Source organism: Vagococcus bubulae, assembly GCF_003950315.1.
GTDB lineage: Bacteria > Bacillota > Bacilli > Lactobacillales > Vagococcaceae > Vagococcus > Vagococcus bubulae.
Genome location: NZ_NGJT01000004.1, coordinates 86,264 through 109,507, shown reverse-complemented (window position 1 = coordinate 109,507; position 23,244 = coordinate 86,264). Strand labels below are relative to the sequence as shown.

At 34.3% G+C, this 23,244-nt stretch carries 20 protein-coding genes; 1 reads left to right on the top strand and 19 read right to left on the bottom strand.

What is annotated here, in order from left to right; all coding sequences use genetic code 11:
• Window positions 1–106 precede the first annotated feature (106 nt).
• The 10 genes from prfB to CBF36_RS03575 all read right to left on the bottom strand — a co-directional run bounded on the left by prfB (window position 107) and on the right by CBF36_RS03575 (window position 12,650).
• A protein-coding gene (gene prfB, locus CBF36_RS03620; RefSeq protein ID WP_125956711.1) for a peptide chain release factor 2 occupies window positions 107–1,202 on the bottom strand; the annotation gives its coding sequence in 2 pieces (ribosomal slippage) (window positions 107–1,129 and window positions 1,131–1,202; 1,095 coding nt in all).
• A 64-nt stretch (window positions 1,203–1,266) separates the two neighbouring features.
• Window positions 1,267–3,795: a preprotein translocase subunit SecA gene (gene secA / locus CBF36_RS03615; protein ID WP_125956709.1), complete on the bottom strand. Its 2,529-nt coding sequence runs from the start codon at window positions 3,793–3,795 to the stop codon at window positions 1,267–1,269.
• Between the two features lie 223 nt (window positions 3,796–4,018).
• Complete coding sequence (locus tag CBF36_RS03610) at window positions 4,019–4,786, bottom strand: ankyrin repeat domain-containing protein (protein ID WP_125956707.1); 768 nt, start codon at window positions 4,784–4,786, stop codon at window positions 4,019–4,021.
• 185 nt (window positions 4,787–4,971) lie between these two features.
• Window positions 4,972–6,372, bottom strand: coding sequence for a triphosphoribosyl-dephospho-CoA synthase CitG (gene citG, locus CBF36_RS03605; RefSeq protein WP_125956705.1), 1,401 nt, complete (start codon window positions 6,370–6,372; stop codon window positions 4,972–4,974).
• Between the two features lie 12 nt (window positions 6,373–6,384).
• Entirely contained in the window at window positions 6,385–7,920 is a 1,536-nt protein-coding gene (gene citF, locus CBF36_RS03600) for a citrate lyase subunit alpha (protein WP_125956703.1), read from the bottom strand.
• Window positions 7,921–8,811 carry a citrate (pro-3S)-lyase subunit beta gene (citE, locus tag CBF36_RS03595; protein WP_125956701.1) on the bottom strand — a complete coding sequence of 297 codons (891 nt, stop codon included), beginning with the start codon at window positions 8,809–8,811 and terminating at the stop codon, window positions 7,921–7,923. It lies immediately after the preceding gene.
• Window positions 8,811–9,107, bottom strand: coding sequence for a citrate lyase acyl carrier protein (gene citD / locus CBF36_RS03590; protein WP_125956699.1), 297 nt, complete (start codon window positions 9,105–9,107; stop codon window positions 8,811–8,813). The genes citE and citD overlap by 1 nt, the downstream gene beginning before the upstream one ends.
• A gap of 17 nt (window positions 9,108–9,124) precedes the next feature.
• Window positions 9,125–10,165 (bottom strand): [citrate (pro-3S)-lyase] ligase, encoded by a 1,041-nt coding sequence (citC, locus tag CBF36_RS03585; RefSeq protein WP_125956697.1) that lies wholly within the window; start codon window positions 10,163–10,165, stop codon window positions 9,125–9,127.
• Window positions 10,166–10,190: 25 nt separating this feature from the next.
• On the bottom strand, window positions 10,191–11,495 hold the full coding sequence (locus CBF36_RS03580) for a 2-hydroxycarboxylate transporter family protein (RefSeq protein ID WP_125956695.1): 1,305 nt from the start codon (window positions 11,493–11,495) through the stop codon (window positions 10,191–10,193).
• A gap of 18 nt (window positions 11,496–11,513) precedes the next feature.
• Window positions 11,514–12,650 (bottom strand): NAD(P)-dependent malic enzyme, encoded by a 1,137-nt coding sequence (locus CBF36_RS03575; RefSeq protein WP_125956693.1) that lies wholly within the window; start codon window positions 12,648–12,650, stop codon window positions 11,514–11,516.
• 211 nt (window positions 12,651–12,861) lie between these two features.
• Between CBF36_RS03575 and CBF36_RS03570 the strand changes: the two genes are divergently transcribed.
• Window positions 12,862–13,803: a sugar-binding domain-containing protein gene (locus CBF36_RS03570; RefSeq protein ID WP_243637967.1), complete on the top strand. Its 942-nt coding sequence runs from the start codon at window positions 12,862–12,864 to the stop codon at window positions 13,801–13,803.
• Between the two features lie 256 nt (window positions 13,804–14,059).
• Here CBF36_RS03570 and CBF36_RS03565 read toward each other — a convergent pair whose 3' ends face one another.
• The 9 genes from CBF36_RS03565 to gap form a co-directional block, all read right to left on the bottom strand.
• Window positions 14,060–14,386: a hypothetical protein gene (locus CBF36_RS03565; RefSeq protein ID WP_125956690.1), complete on the bottom strand. Its 327-nt coding sequence runs from the start codon at window positions 14,384–14,386 to the stop codon at window positions 14,060–14,062.
• 176 nt (window positions 14,387–14,562) lie between these two features.
• Window positions 14,563–14,916, bottom strand: coding sequence for a hypothetical protein (locus tag CBF36_RS03560; RefSeq protein ID WP_125956688.1), 354 nt, complete (start codon window positions 14,914–14,916; stop codon window positions 14,563–14,565).
• Window positions 14,917–14,958: 42 nt separating this feature from the next.
• Window positions 14,959–15,906, bottom strand: coding sequence for a hypothetical protein (locus CBF36_RS03555; protein WP_125956687.1), 948 nt, complete (start codon window positions 15,904–15,906; stop codon window positions 14,959–14,961).
• Between the two features lie 211 nt (window positions 15,907–16,117).
• Window positions 16,118–17,056, bottom strand: a complete 939-nt coding sequence (locus tag CBF36_RS03550; RefSeq protein ID WP_243637966.1) for a restriction endonuclease — start codon at window positions 17,054–17,056, stop codon at window positions 16,118–16,120.
• 174 nt (window positions 17,057–17,230) lie between these two features.
• Window positions 17,231–18,532: a surface-displayed alpha-enolase gene (gene eno, locus CBF36_RS03545; RefSeq protein ID WP_125956685.1), complete on the bottom strand. Its 1,302-nt coding sequence runs from the start codon at window positions 18,530–18,532 to the stop codon at window positions 17,231–17,233.
• Between the two features lie 103 nt (window positions 18,533–18,635).
• Window positions 18,636–20,162: a 2,3-bisphosphoglycerate-independent phosphoglycerate mutase gene (gene gpmI, locus CBF36_RS03540; protein WP_125956683.1), complete on the bottom strand. Its 1,527-nt coding sequence runs from the start codon at window positions 20,160–20,162 to the stop codon at window positions 18,636–18,638.
• 1 nt (window position 20,163) lies between these two features.
• Window positions 20,164–20,919: a triose-phosphate isomerase gene (gene tpiA / locus CBF36_RS03535; RefSeq protein ID WP_125956681.1), complete on the bottom strand. Its 756-nt coding sequence runs from the start codon at window positions 20,917–20,919 to the stop codon at window positions 20,164–20,166.
• A 21-nt stretch (window positions 20,920–20,940) separates the two neighbouring features.
• On the bottom strand, window positions 20,941–22,128 hold the full coding sequence (locus CBF36_RS03530) for a phosphoglycerate kinase (protein ID WP_125956679.1): 1,188 nt from the start codon (window positions 22,126–22,128) through the stop codon (window positions 20,941–20,943).
• A gap of 90 nt (window positions 22,129–22,218) precedes the next feature.
• On the bottom strand, window positions 22,219–23,223 hold the full coding sequence (gene gap / locus CBF36_RS03525) for a type I glyceraldehyde-3-phosphate dehydrogenase (protein WP_079348009.1): 1,005 nt from the start codon (window positions 23,221–23,223) through the stop codon (window positions 22,219–22,221).
• Window positions 23,224–23,244: the final 21 nt, after the last annotated feature.

The following is a 23,244-nucleotide window of genomic DNA, read 5'->3' as shown; positions in this document are numbered from 1 at the left end:
GTTATTTTGACTAATATATAATCAATCCCAATATAGTATAACATGCCTTCTTTAGGATTTGATTACAAATATATATCAATTACTTGTTAACTGTCAAATAAAAGTATTATAATTTCCATCTTAAATACGCATCAATAAACCCATCTAGCTCTCCATCCATTACTGGTTGAGTGTTCCCCACTTCATAATTCGTTCGATGATCTTTAACCATCGAGTATGGATGAAACACATAAGAACGTATTTGTGAACCCCAGCCTATTTCTAACTGCTCGCCTTTAATCGCAGCTGCTTCTTGTTCTTGTTTTTCAATTTCTAATTGATATAACTTTGCTTTTAACATACTCATTGCTTGCTCTCTATTTTTTAATTGAGAACGTTGCGCCTGACTAGACACCACAAATCCTGTTGGAATATGGGTGATTCTGACAGCTGAATCGGTTTTATTAATATGCTGACCACCAGCTCCACTGGCACGAAATGTGTCAACTTTAATATCATCTGGTTTGACTTCAATATTGATATCATTTGTTAATTCTGGCATCACATCGACTGAACAAAAGGATGTATGACGTCTTGAGTTAGAATCAAATGGAGAGATACGAACTAAGCGATGAACGCCTTTCTCAGATTTCAAATAACCATAGGCATTATATCCTTTGATTAAGAGTGTCACACTTTTAATCCCAGCTTCATCTCCAGCTTGATAATCAACTGTTTCAACTTGAAATCCTTTTGATTCAGCCCATCTAGTATACATTCTAAGAAGCATGCTTCCCCAGTCTTGTGACTCTGTTCCACCAGCTCCAGGATGAAGTTCTAACACAGCATTATTTTGGTCATATTCCCCATTAAGTAGTTGTGCTAATTCGTATTCTTCTACGATTTGAGTTGTCTTTGCTAATTTTTCTTCTAATTCTTTTTGAGATTCTTCGTCGCCTTCTTCAGCCATTTCCAATAAAATTTCTAATTCTTCATAGGCTTCTTCTGTTTTTTTGAAAGTATCATATTGTGATTTTAATTGATTCACTTTATCAATAACTATCTGAGCAGATTCATTGTCGTCCCAAAAGCCAGGTGTAGCCATTTCATACTCGCATTCAGCGATTTGTTCTTCTAGAGACTCTAAGTCAAAGAGACCCCCTAAAATTTGTTATTTTTGTTTCAATTTTACTTAATTCATTTTTTATATCGCTAATCTCCATTGCTTATCTCCCTTTCTTTAAATAAGGGAAGCGACTCAGTTAGACTAAGTCGCTTCTTGATTTATTATGATGGTTTACCATGACAATTTTTATATTTCTTGCCACTTCCACATGGACATAAATCATTGCGTCCAATTTTTTCGTCAACACGAATTGGTTGTTTCTTCTCATCATTAGATACTTGACCTTGTTCTAATGTTGGTTTGACCGCTTCGCCTTGAGCTACTTGTTCACGTTGAACATTTTGTCTGATTTCAGATTTCATGAATAAACGAGTCACTTCATATTCAATCGCTCCAACCATATTATTAAACATGTCGTATCCTTCAGTTTGATAGTCAACCAATGGATTATTTTGCCCATAAGCACGCAACCCAATAGACTCTCTTAGTTGATCCATTGCATCAATATGGTCTGTCCATTTTGTATCGACTACTCTTAAGATAACTACTTTTTGGAATTCTAATAACTGTTCTTCACTACTTAAAATTTCGGCTTTTTCATTATAGATAGCTTTTGCTTTGTCATAAATGAATGTTTTCATTTCTTCAGGTGTTTTACCTTCAAAATCAGATAAGCTAATGGCATCTTCATGCGTAATAGCTGAACCAACAAAGTCTACTAATCCTTCAAGGTTCCAATCTTTTTTCTCACCTTGAGTGTGTCCATCAACATAGCGATCTACAGTTCTTTCAACCATTCCAAGTAAAACAGGTTGTAAATCAACTTCTGACATAATCACTTCACGACGTTGTTTATAAATGACTTCACGTTGTTCACGCATCACGTCATCATATTGCAAGACGTTCTTACGTGTATCATAGTTATTTCCTTCTACACGTTTTTGAGCTGATTCTACTTGTTTAGATAACATCTTACTTTGAATGACAGCATCTTCTTCTTCTAACTTCATACGATCTAAGAACACTTTAATTCTTTCAGAACCAAAACGCTTCATCAAATCATCTTCAAGTGATAGATAGAATTGTGACATACCTGGATCTCCTTGACGACCAGCACGACCACGTAACTGATTATCAATACGACGAGATTCATGGCGTTCAGTCCCAATAACAGCCAATCCGCCTACTTCACGTACACCAGCACCCAAACGAATATCTGTACCACGACCGGCCATATTTGTTGCGATTGTTACAGCACCTTTTTGACCAGCATTCATGATAATTTCGGCTTCTTTAAAGTGATTTTTCGCATTCAAGATTTGATGTGGTACTTTGGCTTTATTTAATAAATCAGATAATAATTCTGACGTTTCAACAGCTACTGTACCAACTAAAACTGGTTGGCCAATTTCATGACGCTCTTTAATATCTTTCACTACTGCTTGAAACTTACTTGATAGTGTTGGATATAATAAATCCGCACGATCATCACGAATAATTGGTTTGTTTGTCGGAATTTGAATAACTTGCATGTTATAAATTTCTCTAAACTCTTCTTCTTCTGTTTTCGCTGTACCAGTCATACCAGATAATTTTTTATACATACGGAAATAGTTCTGGAATGTAATGTTTGCCATTGTTTTTGTTTCATCTTCAATTTCTACGCCTTCTTTGGCTTCGATTGCTTGATGAAGACCATCTGAATAGCGACGACCATCCATGATACGACCAGTAAATTGATCAACGATTAATACTTTACCTTCTTGAACCACATAATCAATATCACGTAACATGATATAGTTGGCACGTAAAGATTGATCGACATAATGTGTTAAAGAAGTATTTTCAATATCGTAAAGATTTTCAACATCAAAATATTTTTCTGCTTTTGTAATCCCTTGTTCTGTTAAACTGATTGTTTTTGATTGAACATCAATTTTGTAATCTTCTTCTTCAGTTAATGTTTTAATGAAATTATCCACTCTTGTGTAATATGCAGTTGATTTTTCAGCTTGACCAGAAATAATCAAGGGTGTTCTAGCTTCATCAATTAAAATTGAATCGACCTCATCCACTACCGCAAAGTTTAATGGACGTTGAACCATTTGTTCTTTGTAAACAACCATGTTATCTCTTAAATAATCAAATCCTAATTCATTATTTGTTGAATAAGTGATATCACAAGCATAAGCTAAACGTTTTTCATCTGAAGATTTTGAGTTAATGTTTAAACCAACTGTTAGGCCTAAAAAGTTATATAACTCACCCATCTCACTAGCATCACGTGTTGATAAGTACTCATTTACCGTTACAACGTGTACCCCTTCACCTGATAAGGCATTTAAATACACTGGCATTGTGGCAGTTAATGTTTTACCTTCACCGGTTTTCATTTCTGGAATACCGCCTTCGTGTAACACAATCCCACCCATCATTTGCACTTTATATGGGAACAAACCTAAAACACGTTTTGCCGCTTCCCTAACAACTGCGAATGCTTCAAAAAGTAAATCATCTAACGTTTCACCTTTTGTATAACGTGCTTTAAATTCCTCTGTTTTTGCTTTAAGTTGATCATCTGTTAACTCTGACATTTGTGGCGCCAATTTATCAATATTATCCGCCATATGTCCTAAGCGTTTTAAATCTTTTTTATCATTTTCAATTAATTGCTTTAAAAAATTAGCCATGAATTCTTTCCTACCCTCTCATCCTTATTCTCCTAGAAGTACTGACATCTTACATAATAAGGTCATCTTATACATTCTATCATTTGTTTATGAAAAATAAAACTCTTTAAGAAAAAAAAGGGGCGATTAAGTGATATTTCTTTAAAATTTTCTAACTCTAAAGACAAAAAAACGTGAAAAGTTAAGATTACTCTCACTTTCACGTTCATTAATATAACGTCACTTATGATTGTTGCAATTGTTTCAGAATATTTCCATAGCCTAATTGCTTAGCATAATCTTCAGCCGTTCTTCCTGAATTATCTCTTAATGTTTTATCTGCTCCTGCTTTTAACAATTCAGCCACAATGTCTTGATAGACCTTTGATCCATCTCTTAAAGCCACTGCTTCAATTAAAGCTGTATAGCCAGAATCATTTTGATGATTAATATCTACTTTCCCATCATTAATCAACAATTTAACATTTTCTAGATGCCCTTTTTCAGCTGCTGGAATAATAGCATTCCCACCAAAACGATTATAAATCGCTTGATTTGGTGTACTATTTTCTAATATATAAGCTAAAATCTCTGTCTTACCTTGAGCAGCAGCGTACAGATAAGCACTATCTTGAATGTTATCTTGTTTATTAACATCCGCTCCTGCATCAACTAATAATTTTGCAATTTCCACCTGATTGTTATGTGTCGCTATGACTAAAGGTGTTTCGCCCTTCTCATTTTGCTCGTCGACTATATAATCATAATCAGATAATATTTCTTTAACTTGATTAACGTCATTATTCCCAACTGCTTGAAGTAACATTCCTGATTCAAACTTCTTTAAAACATGACTTGACGATTGTTCTGTTGCTTCAACCGATTGAGAAGTAGAAGAGCTAATTGTTTCAATCGTACTCGTTTCAAAAGTGGTCGCTTGTTCTTTCACCACTTTATCTGAACAAGCAGTTAGTGTTGTTAAAATAAAGACTAATCCAAATAGTTTTTTCATAAATTGGTACCTCCCTTTATTACTTACTAAAAGTAACTTTTATAAAATAGTACCATATTTTCATTTTATTCCCTACTTTTCTGCTTGATTTTCAAAATAATAAGTGTCATAAACACATTAAGTCTTACAATCATAATTAATGTCATCCTAAAATAAAAAAACTACCCATTTTATAGGTAGCCTTGTTATGATAATTGTTCTATAAAGTAAAGACATAACGTCATAATTAATAAATCTGCCGTTCCACCAATACTTAAATTTCTCTCTTTGTATTCATGTATCATCTCAAGATATAATTCATTGCCTTTAGTTGATTTTACACCACCGAAAGCTAAAATATCCGTTGCACTTTTTCTAGCGTCATCTAATATTTCCACAGTACCTGCTCGTTTAATAAGATTTGTATCTTTAGAAAACTGTAATAAATACAACAACGTATCAATCATTCGCTCATTAAAGTTTCCAGCGGTTTGGGTAGTTAGATAAGGCAACGAATGATTAAAGACTAGTGAGTAACCACTACTTGCTGCTCCTCGAATCCCTGAAATACCATAATCTAAAAATAATCTTTCACCAATAGTTAAGTCTTCAGAACGTTTATTTCCCACGCCATCAAAATCATCCATCAAATGACATAACATGTCTTTTATGATGTCTTGAATGTGTTTTAAATCAAAATAACCCGATTGAGCAAAGGCATATCCTAAAGCTGTCATTAACACGCCTAAAGAAAAGATTGCCCCTTTATGTGTGTTCACTTGCTGGGTAGCCTCATTCATAGACTTTTCTGCCTCAATTCCAATTGGACGTATCATGGCAAATAACTCGTTTAATGGTTTCTCTTTAGGATAATGATATCCTTCTTCAAAAAAAGAAGCAAAGAATGGCGTTAACACACAACTGCTATTTATAAATGTATATATCGTCATATCATCATGCGAACCAGAATCCATTGCATCAACCAGTCCAGGTTTTGGGGTACAGGTTACTTCATACAATAACGCTTTTTGTGCGCATTGAGCAACAGACTGTTTTATCTCAGAAAAATAATAATCAGTATACAACGTCACTAACTTTTGTTGGATTTCTTTTAGCGTGTGTTGTTTACTTCTAGCACAAGCTTTTGCTTCGTGTTGACAAACGAAACACTTTCTAGGTGGGATATTCAATGACTGCCTAGAGATATCTTGAATCCCATCATCTGTTAAGGTATAAACATCTAAATCCACCATAGAACTTAGCAAAAAATCATCTTCTAGTTTTATACACAATGCTTTTGCCTCAACATCATTCATCTCAACTATAAAGTAACCTTCTGGCCCAGTTGGTAAATCACGATTAGTGTCTGCAAGTAGTATCACGTCATTTTTCACTAAATACTGTTGAAGAATACCACTTGCAGAATGGAACACTTTTCGTATCGCATTGTTTGTTTTAATTGGTCCAGGTATGTTCATTTTTAATGAAATCAATGTATTTGTAGGATAACGTTCTAATAATTCTTTTTGTAAAGACACACGATTTTCTCGATTATCTAACGCATCCATTAAAGTTATTTCATGTCCTTTTTCAAATACATTTTTCATTAACACTCACACCTATCTTTTTATTTGTTTGACAACATCAATTAGTGTCCCATCTCGGTACTCAATGAGTGCCACAACACGGTCTGTAAATTCTAATTTTTCAGGCACTCCAACAATTGTTTCAGCACGTTTTTGTAATTCCTCAATTGTAAAAACTGGTACTTTTGACTGAGCAAAAATTTCTTTTAAATCTTCACGTTTAGGATTAATGGCAATCCCTATTTCAGTCACTAAAATATCAATACTGTCTCCTGGTGTAATCACAGTTGTTACATCATTTACGACTGTTGGGATTCTGCCACGTACAAGTGGTGCCGTAATAATTGTTAATTTAGCATTAGCGGCATCTTGATGCCCACCAATTGCACCTCTTAATACACCATCAGAACCTGTCATCACATTCACGTTAAATTTTGTATCAATTTCAAGCGCTGATAAAATGACAATATCTAATTGATTAACTACAGCGCCTTTATTAAATGGATCAGCATAGAATGAGGCATCAATTTCTTGTTGATTTTCATGTTCTGCCATTCCTAAAGCAGCACCTTTATCAAAATCTTGTACATCTAATACTTTATCAATAAATCCTTCACTTAACAAATCAACAGTTGGTTTAGTGATACCACCTAAAGCAAAAGAGGCTTTAACGTTCTCTTTTTCCATGCTTTCTTTTAAATACCGACTAACTGCTAATGCAGCTCCTCCAGTACCTGTTTGGAAAGAAAAACCATTTTTAAAATATGGTGATTGTGTAATCACATCATTCGTTAATTGTGCGATTTTTAATTCTTTCGGATCTTTTGTAAAACGAGTTGCGCCAGCTCCAATTTTTTCAGGATTCCCAATTTCATCCACTTTCACAACATAATCAACTTGTGTTTGTGGAATACTAATTGGGGTGCATGGGTATGGTACCACGGTATCAGTAATTAAGACGACATTATCAGCATATTTTGCATCCACCATCGCATATCCTAAAGAACCAAAAACTGCTTTTCCGTGAATAGCATTCGCGTTACCATATTCATCTGCGTTTGGTACTCCTAAAAAGGCCACATCAATTTTAATCTCACCTTGTTCGACTGCTCTTGCCCGACCACCATGTGATCTTAAAATAACAGGATTATCCAGTCCGCCATGAGAAATAAACTCTCCCAATGAGCCACGCATTCCACTAGAGGTGATATGCGTAATCACACCCTCTTTTATACACTCAACAACCATATCATTCATCACGTTTGTTAAAGAGCTAGGTGCTAACGTTAAGTCTTTAAATCTCATCTCTTTAATGACAGACATCACTTGATTAAAGACATAATCCCCTTCTCTGAAATGATGATGGAATGAAATCGTCATGCCATTTTCTAATCCAACTTTTTCAATGACGTCTTTAATACTATGAACCAATTTTGTATCTTTTTGAGAAACCACTTTGACAGTTGGGGCTTTATAATCAATTTTTTGATGATCAATTACGGTTGTTTCAAAAACAGAATACTCTGTTAAAAATTCATCTGGTATGTCACGATTCACTTTGTTTTTCATTTAAAACTCTCCTTCATCCAAAAGTCCTGATGCTTTTGCCAACATAATCACACGTTCAGCACGTTCAACAATCGGTTTATCAATCATCTTACCATTTAATGAGATAACACCTGATCCTTTTTTCTTCGCTTCTTCAATCGCATAAACGACATCTTTAGCATGTTTGATTTCTTTTTCAGTTGGTCGATATACGCTATTAACAATAGGAATTTGTCTTGGGTTAATGACAGATTTACCATCAAATCCTAATTGATGAATTAATTTCACTTCATCTAATAATCCCTCTTCATTATTAACATCAGAGTATACTGTATCAAATGCGGCGATACCAGCTGCTCTTGCTGCATGTAAAATCATACTACGAGCAAAGAATAATTCTTTTCCATCTGGATAACGTCTGGTTTTCATATTTGTCACATAATCTTCTGCTCCGATTGCAATACCAATTAAACGATTGCTTGCAACAGCAATAGCAGGTGCATTTAATACCCCTTTAGCTCCTTCAATTGCAGCCATCATTTTTGTTGTACCTACTGGAATGCCAAAAAAGTTTTCTGCCTCTTCAATCACTTTTTCGACTTCAACAATGTCTTCTACTGTTTCTGTTTTAGGAAGTCGAATAACATCTACTCCAGCTTTCACCACAGCAAAAATATCAGCTCGACCAAATTCTGAGTGCAAATCATTAATACGCACCACTAATTCAGTGTCACCATAATCGACTGTTTGTAACGCTTCAAATACAAGCAACCTTGCGACATCTTTTTCTGTCATGGACACAGCATCTTCTAAATCAAACATAATAGAATCTGCTCCGTAAATACCCGCATCTTTAATCATGCTAGGATTATTTCCTGGCACAAACATCATTGTTCTTCTTAATCGTTCCATTAGATTAACGCCTCCCAATTTAGATCATGATCTTTTTCAATCGCACGTTGAATGGCTGCTTCTGTACGTGCTTTAATGGTACAATCTAATGCCCCTTTATCAACTGCTTTCACGGTCGCATTTTTAATACCATACTTTTCAAACGTTTCTAAAATAACTTTTTTGATTTGTTTTCCAAATTGTTCAATGACTTGGCTTTCTAATTCTAGTTGAATGCCATTTTCACCAGTTGATACCATGATTTGAATGTCACTGGATTCAAGTGTTCCTGCGATGGCTGTTTTTTTTATGTCCATAATTCTCTTCCTTTTCTTTAATTATTATCCAATCGTTCCTGCAATTCATCTAAATGTTCCACAATAAAATCATAAGTCGTCGTAGGAACCAATTGTTTTATCCTCTTTAAATCTCCAATTTGAATGCATTCCCTGACTTTTGTTGCCGAAATAACTTGATGATTATTCATCGTTTTTCTTGGGATAATCTCTACTTCTATTTCTGGTGGTAAATAAGTTAATAAGGCTTCATTATAATGCTTCGTTGTTTCAGATAATGGTTCTTCACCTAACAAGCGTTTGGTAATATGTAAGGTTTTCGCGATGTACTCTTTAAATAATAAGGCATCTAACTGTGTTTGGTGAGAAATAATGTCTTCTTTATTTTTTAAAAAGTAAGAAGGAAAGGTAGCTAAACTGACCATGTATTCTCCACCTTGACACACAATAACACGTTCTAAATTTTCAACTCCTTGACACACTAACTGATATCTCTCTTCTGACGTAAAGAGTGATTGATTTGCACTCACAACAAACACATAAACATAGTCACTTTTTTTCAATGCTTCTTCTATCAGATAAAGATGTCCCTTAGTGAATGGATTAGCATTCATCACGATTGCAGAAATCGTATAATCACCTATCACTAATGGCAATTGTGATAGAAACGTGTCAATCGACTGATCGCCTTTTTCTAGGAATACACCATACTCAGTGGTCATGATGTTGAAAAACCCTAAATATTGAAAAGATTTTGCATAGTCTAATTTGGTAAAGACTAGTACATGAAAAATTTCTTGACTAGCTAATACATTGATAGCATGAGAAACGAGCAGATTAAACAATCTCCCATTTTCACGATACTCTTCCTCAATGACTAAATATTTCAATACGTTTGAAGCAGTTGAAATAGTCGCAACTAGTTGTTGATTATCATAAATACCAAATGTTTGATCAAGCATTAAGATATCTTTATCTGTAACTGAAAGAATACCATGGTGATGCAAAAGACTTTCCCACTGATGCCGCGTTTGTTTATCTTTTAAAAACAGTGTACTAATATTTAATTCATCACCCATGATTATTCCCCCTTCCTCTAACTATCTAAACAAATAAACTCATTAAAAATATAGCAGCTGTCACCATCATCGCACCACCTAAACGGACTGAAACTTGTGCAAATGGCATGAGTTCCATACGATCTCCAGCAGCTAAAATAGCTAATGCTCCTGTACCACCTTGTCCACTACAACAAGAAACCGCAATGGCTGTATCAACAGGATACATACCTAATGCTTTTCCAACAAAATAAGCAGTTAACACAATGGCTAATACTGTTGCAAAGATAGTAATTAACATAGGAACATGTGTAAAGACTTTAACCAAAGATCCCCAAGGTGTCATCGCAACCCCAACACCAAAAAGAAGTGGAGGAGTAATGCCTTTAACAGTTAAAGAATAAAGTGAATGACCACCATTTTCAATATCTTTTGGAATCCAACCTAACATTTTAGCACCCATAACAGCGACTAATAAAACAATTGGTGCTGGCAAATGAATCATATCGTTCACCCACACACCTAAAAGATACAATGTAATTGCCAATACACCTGTTACTAACATTTTTTCAATATCAACATCTACTTTTCCACCTTTTAAATTATCTAGGTGCTCGTCATCTCCATCAATTAATTGTCCATTACCAGTTAGCTCTGGACGTTTTTCACCAAGTTTTTTTAATAGTCCAGCAAAGATAACTGCTACTAAACTACCTAACATGACACATGGTAAAATCGAAGCAAAAATATCCGCTTGTTGAGTCGCAATAAGACCGGCATAGCCTATTGATAGAGGCAATGCCCCTTCTCCAACACCTCCAGCCATGATCGGTGCTACTACAAAGAAGAATGCTTCAAATGCTGATAAACCTAGTAACATCCCAACACCAGTTCCAACTAAGGCTCCGACAATATCACAAATCACTAAAATCAAAATAATACGTGAACTTGCTTTTAATAATGTTTTACGATTCATTGAACAAATACTACCGACAATCAGCAAGGCAATAAAGAAAGATAAAAAGTTATTATTTTTCATGAATGCTGTCACTGTTTCAACAGAAGATTCAGGTAGCCAAGATTTATAAACTAGAAATGATGGCAAAAACGTTACAACTAATACTTTCCCTCCCAATGAATTTAACACAGGGATATGTTTTCCTACTTCTTCTAAAATAAAAGAAAATAGTGTCATAATACCAATGGCACCCATCATGTCATTTGGCATAATTTTATTGACTGTTAGTAATAAATAAACGACAACTAAGATAAGATAAATAGGTAGCGGAATAAAGCCTACTTTTATTTTTGATACTTTTTCAAAAAAAGTTTGTTGTTTTTTTTCTTCCATTGTTATTCCTCTTCTCTTTTAATTAAAAAACTCAACGACAGATTTTTTGACAGCTGGAACAATTCTAGTTTCGAATACATTTGGAATAAAATAATCTTCTGTTGGATTTTCTACTAAATCAGCTAATGTTTTAGCTACATGTAATTGTAAAGTCTCATCAACAGATTTTGCCTTTGCTTCTAGAAGCCCTGCAAATAATCCGGGAAATGCTAAAACATTATTCACTTGATTAGGATGGTCCGAGCTACCAGTCGCAATTAGTTTCGCTCCACCCTTTTTAGCCTCTTCAGGCGTCACTTCAGGGACAGGATTAGCTAGGGCAAAAATAATTGGATTGTCATTCATTGTCCGAATCATCTCTTCTGTTAAAACCTTGCCTGTTGATAATCCAATAAATACATCTTGACCTACAACAGCCTCAGCCAAATCTCCAGCTTCTCTTTTAGTAAATAATGATAATAATTGCTCCTGATAAGGATTTAATTGATCCGATGATTTGGTTAATACCCCCTCTTTGTCTACTAACGTCACATTAGTAATCCCTGCTGCTGCAAGTAATTTTGCTGTGGCAACACCTGAAGCCCCAACACCATTTAACACAATCTTTAAATCTGATAATTTGCGGTTGCTTACTTTTGCTGCGTTGATAAGTCCTGCTAGTACAACAATAGCGGTTCCTTCTTGATCGTCATGATAAACAGGTATATCTAACAACTCTTTTAACTTGTCTTCTATTTCAAAACATCTAGGAGCTTGAATATCTTCTAAATGTATTCCAGCAAAACTATGCGACATATTTTTAATCGTTTTCACAAACTCATCGATTTCTACTTGATCAACAGCCATTGGAATAGCATCAACGTTGGCAAATGTTTTATATAAAAGTGACTTGCCCTCAACAATAGGTAATCCAGCTTGTGGGCCAACATTTCCTAGACCTAATACTGCAGAACCATCTGAAATCACCGCAACTAATTTTCCACTAATCGTGTACTCTCTAGCCAGTTCATTGTGTTTTTCGATTAGTTTACTTAATTCAGCAACACCTGGTGTATAAGCTTTTGCTAAATCAATCCCATTTTTTACAGGTAATTCTGATTGGATACTTAAAACGCCGATATGTTCATGATGTAGTTCTAGAATTTCATTATTCAAAATTCTCAGCTCCTTTTTGTATTTTTATAAACACATTATACATTTTATTTTAAATTTTGTAAATAATTATTGTTATTTTTTAAATATTTAAAATTATAGGTATGTATTTTTTAATATTTTCAAAAAATTAATGACTTATTTTCATTTTTATAAAGAATATACATGAGGATTTTGCTATAATAAAAGAAATAACAAATCAAGGAGCATTACTATGGAAAAAAATGACATCAATCAGTTAATGATTAATTTAGCCAAAGATTATTATATTGAGGACATCCCCATCACAACTCTCACGGAAAAATATGAATTAAGCCGCTACAAAATATTAAAACATTTAAACGATGCCAAAGAACAAGGCATTATCACGATTAACATCCAGGCACCTTATGAACGAAATTATGAACTAGAGAGATTATTGGGTTCTATGTTTAACACGTCCTTTTTCATCCTAAAAGAAAACGAAGATCTAACAAACTCAAATTATTATTTTTGGAAATTTTCTGCTGAAATTATTGAGGACTATATTATCCAATCAAATGTTGTCTCGTTATCTTGGGGGGATTCTATTTATCAAATTATCGAACAATTTAAACCTGCCATTACCGAAAATTTAGTTTTCACACAATTTGTAGGTGAAATAGGGAAATATCATTCTTTAGCAGGATCTACGAGATTGGTTCAAAAAGCTGCTGCAAAATTTGAAGCAAATTATCTAACACTCACCGCCCCTCTTTATATTATTAACAATCAAGCAAGAGAGCTTCTTGCACTAGAACCATTGTTACAAAAAACATTAATCACTGCTGAAAAATCAGATATTATTCTAACAGCTGTTGCAACACCTGCTTCCATCACAAGCGTTGATTCATGGAATCAAAACAAGCACCTACTTTTTGGTGATTCTTTTAATCAAACATGTGGTTTTGCTTACGGTAGACCTTTTGATCAATATGGACATTTTTTAAATTTAGAAAACGATAAAACATTTGGTTTGTCACTTGAACAAATTTTTCAAATTCCAAAAAGAATATGTGTTAACAATAATAAATTTAAAACTGGTGCTCTAATTGGGGCATTAAGAGGAAACTTCTTTACTCATATGTTCTTAAACGAAAAAAGCGCACTTAGTATACTAGATCAATTAGATAGATAATTATGATGACTTAAACTTTTTTTAGTCTTTTTTCATAAAAATAAAAAACAAAACCCATTAAATGTTTAACTAATAAATATATTATAACACTTATTGTGTATTTTTGTTTAAAAATGCACTCCAAATGATTTTAAAGTATATTTTAAATCTAAAATAGGTTATTTGTTTAATTAATATAAAAATAGCCAAAGATTTTATCATTAACATAAAATCTTTGACTATTAATATGATAAATATATTCTATCATCATTCTATTTTACTCATTCTTTTCAACTATTCCATTTTTATAGTTATACTTTGTTTGTAAATGTAACTCAATATTTTCAAATGATTTCATTTCAAATATTAAATAATCTCCTTCAAAATATGAGTGAACGTATCCATTCGCCGTATCAATACTAATATCTACCGAACCATCTTCATTTTTTTGTTTGACAGACAACATTGAACGGTTTATATTTCCAACTTCTTGACTGGCATAAATATCTAAAATTTCAGACTCGGTTGGTTTGTCATCAATAGCTTCTTCAACTTTAAATAAATGATCACTTTCTTTAATATTAAAGGTTTGTTCATATTCCAAATTCGTTATTTTTGACTTTACCGTAACAGACGACTGATCATTAGAAAGGTAAATTCCTTGCTTAGCATAAATTTTTTCAAGCCTGAATTATCAAAGGGACTATCCGTTTTTGTTGAAAAAGCATCATGTACTGAGTTCTGTGACGAATAATTTGCAACAGGAAGCTCTTTTCCGTCCTAAAAAATTCTAAACACACTAAAAAACTCACTAGGGGGATTTAATTTCTCTGAGACAGTTTTATCAATAGTATAATAAAAGACAAAATTGGCTTTATCTTCTTCATTTGATTCCATTTTTTGCGGCATCACAACCCAGTCTAGCATTGTTAAAGTATTCCCAGAATAATTTTCAATCGGTTGGTTAATAATCTTCCCCGTCTTTTTTTCATGTTTCGTCACTTTTGGTTTGATATCTGTTTGACTAGTCTTCTCTTTTTTCATTTCTTCCATTTTTTGACCGATGTGATTACCACAGCCTGATAAGAAAACAATTAAACTGAATAAAATGATATAGTTAGCTTTCTTTTTCATTTACTTCTCCTCTAAACATTAACTTGTATAATTGCTATGACATTATTTTATAAATTCATCACTCACCACACGCCATTCATCTTCCGAGTACGGTGAGCCTTGTTGTAACTTACCATCTTTCGTCACACGGAAAACAGACGATAGCGTTCTGAATGTATGAGCTGGATTCCATGTATAAAGAGATACTCGAATCATTCCTTCATTATCCGTTTCTGACTGAAGGCCAATGTCTTCAAAATTTATTGGCTCAGTGGCTGATGAAGAAAGGTAATCTTTCACCCAAGTCTCTGCTTCACTAGTTGTTATTTGTTGAGTTTGCTTAGATATTTTGGGTTTTACTTCAACATTAGTTGTATCCATGTATTTATCTGATATCACTTCCCAACCAGTGACATCACCTTTTCCTAAATAATAACCAGATATTTCTAGTTGTCCATTTTCGTTAATCCTAAACACGCAGTACTTATCCACTTGCTTATCTTCTGGTGGCAACACATCAATGTATACTAGTCGATCCTTTTCATCACTACATATGGTTAAACGATAATCTTGTAAGTCAGGAAAATTTTCAAAACGTTTTTCCCATACAGCACCTACCCACCGTTTCATCTGATACGTTGTTAAATTCTTTTCGTCAATCATACTCGATTCTGTTGTTGTTTCTATTTCTGTTGAACCTACTTCTGATGTACTTTGAGATGTTTGTATAGCTGTTACATTAGATGATGGCATTGTTCTTTTAGTTTCATTTTTTTTGATACCAAATACTAATCCAGCCATAACAATTATCAAAACCCCAACAATTGATAATCGGATTTTCTTCTTTTTTTCTGCCTTTTCTAAATCCACAAGCATTTCTTGCAATACTGATTTTATTGTTTCATCTGTTGTATTAGCTAACTCAAGTTGAATGATATACTTTTTATCCTGATTATTTTTTTGACTTAATTCTTCCAACAAACGATTTAATTCTTCTTTATTGTTTATCATATTTTCCTCCAAACTAAATAATTCTATGAAAAGTATAACATAAAGACAAATCATATTATTCAATTAATAACAAAAGTGTTCATTATTTTGTTATTGATTGTTAATACAAGTAAGAGGAAATAATACTCTTATAAAACATAATAGACAAAAAGCATCTCAATTCTCGAGACGCTTTTTGTCTATTATGTTTCATCATTTGTGTAAGAAATACTTATTCCTCGGTTAAATAAAAATCATTCAATTCATATGTCATAACTGGTGTGACTTCTAATTCGTATTTTGCCACTAAATCACATATGGTATCTCCATCAATCAGTGTAATCACTCTTGTACCAATTCTTGAAGCTTCAATAGCATTTTTAGTAAAAGAAGATGTTGTAATAAACACACCAAACTCTGCGTTATGCTTATCCATAGACCCTCTAAATTTATCTATTTCTGGAGAAGAGACACTTCCTTCCCATCTTTTAGCTTGAATCGCCACTCGAGTTGTTCTAAATTCGTCAGAGGTAATATAACCAAATCCATCTAGTCCTCCATCTGCCACAAACTGAACACCAATCTTAGTATCTATTTCAACACCCATTTGTTTAACTAGTCTTCGACAAAACAGTTCAAATTTTTTAGGAGACATAACTTTTAACGCTTCTATCAATACATCTCTCCAAGTATCAACTGGACTATTATCAAACTCAATTTCTTCATTTTTTCCTGCTTCGTTTTCATATTCATTTTGTAAATTATTGACCTCTAATTTTTTCTTCCGATTAGCTTCAAAAACAGGCTCTGATAATTGTCTTACCATCTCATCGCTGTTGAACGATTCTAAATTTGTCGACTGTCCTTTGTCGGTTAGTTTAATTATTCCTCGTTTAGGTATCGTTACATAACCAGCATATTCTAAATTTTTGACAGCAAAATTAAACTGAAAGTTAAACGGCTTATAACTTTTACCTGATTGCTTAGATACTCGTGTATATTCAATATAATCTTCTGGTATTGTCTCTGATGTCAATATTAATTCTTTAACAATTTCTTTTTTACTTGCTTCTCCACCTAATGATAATAAACACCTGATTACTTCAGGCATAATTCTATCTTCTCTTTCTAATAATGGTACATTCATAAACTCTGGTATTAGCTCATTCATTTTTAACTTCCTCTCATAACGATTCTTTTATAAAATATATGACTAAACACATTAACTATTACTCGTCTATATTATATCGTAGACATTATAAAAAAACACCCTCCAGTTTCCTAGAGGGTGCTCTACGTCCGAACAGTTTTAATTCCATTAGAATAAGCTTTATTTAAAGATTAATTATTTGTTTTTTAAGTTGTAGAAAGATTTCAAACCTTTGTATTCAGCAACTTCGCCTAATTGGTCTTCAATACGTAATAATTGGTTGTATTTAGCAATACGGTCAGTACGAGAAAGAGAACCAGTTTTGATTTGTCCAGCGTTTGTTGCAACTGCGATATCAGCAATTGTTGAATCTTCAGTTTCACCAGAACGGTGAGATACAACAGCTGTAAATCCAGCTTCTTTAGCCATTTCGATAGCATCAAATGTTTCTGTTAATGTACCAATTTGGTTAACTTTGATTAAGATTGAGTTACTTACGCCCATTTCGATACCACGAGAAAGGATTTCAGTGTTTGTAACGAATAAATCGTCACCAACTAATTGAACTTTTTCGCCTAAGCGTTCAGTCAATAGTTTCCAACCATCCCAGTCGTTTTCATCCATACCATCTTCAATAGTGATGATTGGGTATTTGTTAACTAATTCTTCTAAGTAATCTACTTGTTCAGCAGCAGTACGTTTTGCAGCACCTTCGCCTTCAAATTTAGTATAGTCATATACGCCATTTTCGTAGAATTCTGATGATGCACAGTCAAATCCAATCATGATGTCTTTTCCTGGTACAAATCCAGCAGCTTTAATTGCTTCTAAGATTGTTTCAACACCGTCTTCAGTTCCTTCAAAACGAGGTGCAAATCCACCTTCATCACCAACAGAAGTTTCTAATCCACGAGATTTTAAGATTTTAGCTAATGCGTGGAATACTTCAGCACCCCAACGTAAAGCTTCTTTAAATGTAGGAGCTCCTACAGGAACAATCATAAATTCTTGGAAAGCAATTGGTGCATCAGAGTGAGAACCACCATTGATGATGTTCATCATTGGAGTAGGTAATACTTTAGTATTAAATCCTCCTAAGTAATGGTATAAAGGTACTTCTAAGTAATCAGCTGCAGCGCGAGCACATGCAATTGACACACCTAAAATAGCGTTAGCTCCTAATTTACCTTTGTTTGGAGTTCCATCTAATTCGATCATACGACGGTCAATAGCCATTTGGTCTCTTACGTCATATCCAATTAATTCTTCTGCGATGATGTTATTTACGTTATCAACAGCTTTTAAAACACCTTTACCTAAATAACGAGATTTATCTCCATCACGTAATTCAACAGCTTCGTGTTCACCAGTTGATGCTCCAGAAGGCACCATACCGCGACCAAAAGCACCACTTTCTGTGTAAACTTCTACTTCAATAGTTGGGTTACCACGTGAATCTAAGACTTCGCGAGCATAAATATCTGTAATAATTGACATTAACATTTCTCTCCTTTAGGAATATTGTTTTTATAGCTACGGAAGGAATCTTCCATAAACATTGTACCATTTTCACGATTACTTTCAAAGAAAAGCACGTGAATTATTTAATTAATGACTCACCTGTCATCTCTTCAGGTTTTTTAATACCTAATAAGTCTAACATTGTCGGAGCCACGTCTGCTAAACGACCACCATCTCTAAGAGTTGCGCCAGCTTTTGTCACAATGACAGGAACTGGAACAGTTGTATGAGCAGTATGTGGATTACCTTCTGGTGTTGTCATTGTTTCTGAGTTACCATGGTCAGCAAAAATAATTGCTGCGCCACCTTTAGCAATGATAGCATCTACTACTTTACCTAAACATTCATCCACGGCTTCAATCGCTTTAATTGCTGCTTCTAAAATACCAGAATGTCCTACCATATCTGGATTAGCAAAGTTCAAGATAATTGCATCATGTTTGTCAGCTTTAATATCAGCTAATAAAGCATCAGTGACTTCATAAGCACTCATTTCAGGTTTCAAGTCATATGTTTCAACTTTAGGTGAGTTGATTAAAATACGACTTTCACCAGGGAATTCTTCGTTACGTCCACCATTCATGAAGAATGTTACGTGAGGGTATTTTTCAGTTTCAGCAATTCTTAATTGTTTTAAGCCTGCATCTGATAAAACTTCCCCTATCACATTTTTCATTTCAATTGGTGGAAATGCTACTTCTGCTACAATGCTTGGATTAAATAAAGTCATTGTCACAAATTTAACATTTTCAGGATGATTTTTACGTTCAAAGTGTTCCCACTCTTTGTCAGTGAAAGCATTTGATAATTGAATCGCACGGTCTGGTCTAAAGTTAAAGAAGATAACAGAGTCATTATCTTTTACTTGTCCGACTGGTTTGCCGTTTTCTTCAATCACAACTGGCACTAAGAACTCATCATTTACTTTATTGTCATAAGATTCTTGGATAGCTTGTAATGGATCAGTCGCTTTCACGCCAATGCCATCAACAATCGCTTCATAAGCTTTTGCTACACGTTCCCAACGTTTGTCTCTATCCATTGCATAGAAACGTCCAGAAACTGTCGCAACTTTTCCGTAATCTAATTTTTTCATTTCGTTAAGCAATTCTTCCATATAGCCATAAGCTGAAGTTGGTGCCACGTCACGACCATCTAAGAAAGCATGGACGTAAGTTTCTTTTACGCCACTGTCTTTTGCCATTTTTAAAAGAGCGTATAAATGGTTTTGATGACTATGAACCCCACCATCAGATAATAGACCAAATAAATGAAGCGCAGAATCATTGTCTAACGCATGTTGAATCCCATTATTTAGGGCAACATTTGTTTGAAACTCTTTGTCTTCGATTGCTTTGTCGATACGAGTTAAACTTTGATAAACTATACGGCCCGCACCAATATTAGTGTGTCCAACTTCAGAGTTTCCCATTTGACCATCAGGTAATCCTACATCTAAGCCAGATGCTTTTAGTGTGTTGTGAGGATAGTTATTCCAATAACGATCAAAGTTAGGTGTGTTCGCTTGTGCAACAGCATTACCTGTAACTTCATCACGTTTACCATAACCATCTAATATAATAATTGCTACTGGTGCTTTTTCCATATTAGTTTAATGCCTCCAATAATGCTAAGAATGAATCAGGTTGTAAGCTTGCGCCACCTACAAGTGCTCCGTCAACATTTTCTTTAGCCATGTATTCAGCGATATTTTCAGGTTTAACTGATCCACCATATTGAATACGAACTTTTCCAGCTACGTCATCTGAATAAAGATCTGCCACTGTTTGACGAACAACACCACAGATATCATCAGCGATTGTTGCGTCAGCAGATTTACCAGTTCCAATAGCCCAGATTGGTTCATAAGCAATAACTAAGTTTGATACTTGGTCAGCTGTTAACCCTTCTAATGCTGCTGTAATTTGTCCTTTAATCCATTCAGCAGTTTTTCCTGCTTCATAAGTTTCTAAAGATTCACCACAACAAACGATTGGTGTCATGTTGTGAGCGATGATTGCTTTTGCTTTTTTATTGATGTCTTCATCTGTTTCGTGGAAATACTCACGACGTTCAGAGTGACCAATAATCACATAGTCAACACCTAAATCTTCAAGAGCAGCTGGAGACGTTTCACCAGTGAATGCTCCATTGTCTTCAAAGTAACAGTTTTGTGCAGCGATTTTTAAATCAGTTCCTGTAGCAATCTCAACTAAATCTGTTAAGAATAAAGTTGGTGCGCCAATCACTGAATCCACTACATCGTTACTAGGGATTTTATTTTTTACTGCTTCAGCAAAGTCACGAGCTTCTGAGACAGTTTTATTCATTTTCCAGTTTCCTGCAATAATCGGTTTACGCATGTTCTCGACTCCTTATTAGTCTTATTTATCTGAAATAGATTCTACACCTGGTAATTTTTTACCTTCAAGGTATTCAAGTGATGCGCCACCACCTGTTGAAATATGTGTAAATTTATCAGCAAAACCTAATTGGATTGCAGCAGCTGCTGAATCTCCACCACCAATAATTGTAGTAGCATCTTTTAAGTTTGCAATAGCTTCACATACACCAATTGTTCCTTTAGCAAATGTAGGTAATTCAAAGACTCCCATTGGACCATTCCATACAACTGTTTTAGCACCTTGTAATTCTTTAGTGAACAATTCAATTGTTTTTGGACCAATATCTAATCCTTCTAAGTTATCTGGAATATTATTTTCATGAATTTCAGTTGGTGCATCATTATCAAAGTCAGGTGCACAAACAGTATCCACTGGTAAGATAATTTTTCCAGCTGCTTTTTCAAGTAATTCTTTAGCTAAATCAACTTTATCTGGTTCACAAATTGATTTACCGATATTTTTCCCTTGAGCTTTGTAGAATGTATAAGTCATTCCACCACCAATAAGAATTTTATCTGCTTTATCAATTAAGTTTTCAATAACACCAATTTTATCAGATACTTTTGCTCCACCTAAAATTGCCACAAATGGACGTTTAGGCTCATCAACAGCACCACCGATAAATTTGATTTCTTTTTCCATTAAGTAACCTGCAGCTGAAGGTAAGTTTGATGCAATGCCAACATTTGAAGCATGTGCTCTATGAGCAGTACCAAATGCGTCATTTACAAAGACATCCCCTAAAGAAGCCCAGTATTTACCTAATTCTGGATCATTTTTGCTTTCTTTTTTACCATCAATATCTTCAAAACGAGTGTTTTCAACAACTAACACATCTCCATCTTTCATTTCACTGATAGCTTTTTCAAGTTCAGCTCCACGTGTTTGGGGAACGAAAGAAACTGGTTTGTCTAGTAATTCTGATAGGCGAGCAGCAACTGGTTGTAATGATTTGCCTTCTTTGTCCTCTTCAGTTTTTACACGACCTAAATGAGAGAAAAGAATTGCTTTTCCACCATGTTCGATAACATAATTAATTGTTGGTAAAGCAGCAACAATACGGTTATCATTTGTAATTTTTCCATCTTTAATAGGAACATTAAAATCAACACGTATTAAGACTTTTTTACCATTTAATTCTAAATCTTCAACTGTTCTTTTTGCCATGCTTGTTGACGCCTCCTTATGAATTAACAAAAAAAGCGAGAAAGCGCGATAGCTTCCCCGCTTCCATAATCTTGATAGGGTGTATTAAAATTAAGCTAATGATGCAAAGTATTGTAAAGTACGAACTAATTGAGCTGTGTATGACATTTCGTTATCATACCAAGAAACAGTTTTAACTAATTGTTTGTCGCCAACTGTCATTACTTTAGTTTGAGTTGCATCGAATAAAGATCCGTAAGTCATACCCACGATATCAGAAGATACGATTGGGTCGATTGTGTAACCGTAAGATTCGTTAGCAGCTTTTTCCATTGCTTCGTTAACTTCTTCAACAGTAACTTGTTTGTCTAAAACTGTTACTAATTCAGTTAAAGAACCAGTTGCAACAGGAACACGTTGAGCAGCTCCGTCTAATTTTCCATTTAATTCTGGAATAACTAAACCAATTGCTTTAGCAGCACCAGTTGTATTAGGTACAATGTTTTCAGCAGCTGCACGAGCACGACGGAAATCACCTTTTGGATGTGGTCCATCTAATGTCATTTGGTCACCAGTGTATGCGTGAATTGTTGTCATTAATCCTTCAACAATACCAAAGTTTTTGTTTAAAGCGTCTGCCATTGGAGCAAGACAGTTTGTTGTACATGAAGCGCCAGAAATAACTGTTTCTTTACCAGTTAAGATTTCATGATTAGTGTTATAAACGATTGTTGGAACGTCATTTCCACCAGGAGCAGAGATAACAACACGTTTAGCACCAGCTTGTAAATGTAATTCTGCTTTTTCTTTAGATGTAAAGAATCCAGTACATTCTAAAACGATGTCTACGCCTAATTCTCCCCATGGTAATTCAGCTGGGTTAGCGTTAGCAGTTACTTTAACTTCTTTTCCGTTTACTTTGAAAAATCCATCATGAACTTCAACGTCACCATTGAAACGTCCTTGAGTTGTATCATATTTTAATAAATGAGCTAACATTTGTGCATCTGTTAAGTCATTGATTGCTACAACTTCTAATCCTTCAACTTCTTGAATACGACGGAATGCTAAGCGTCCGATACGTCCAAAACCATTAATACCTACTTTAACTGTCATGTGAGATTTCCTCCTTTAGAA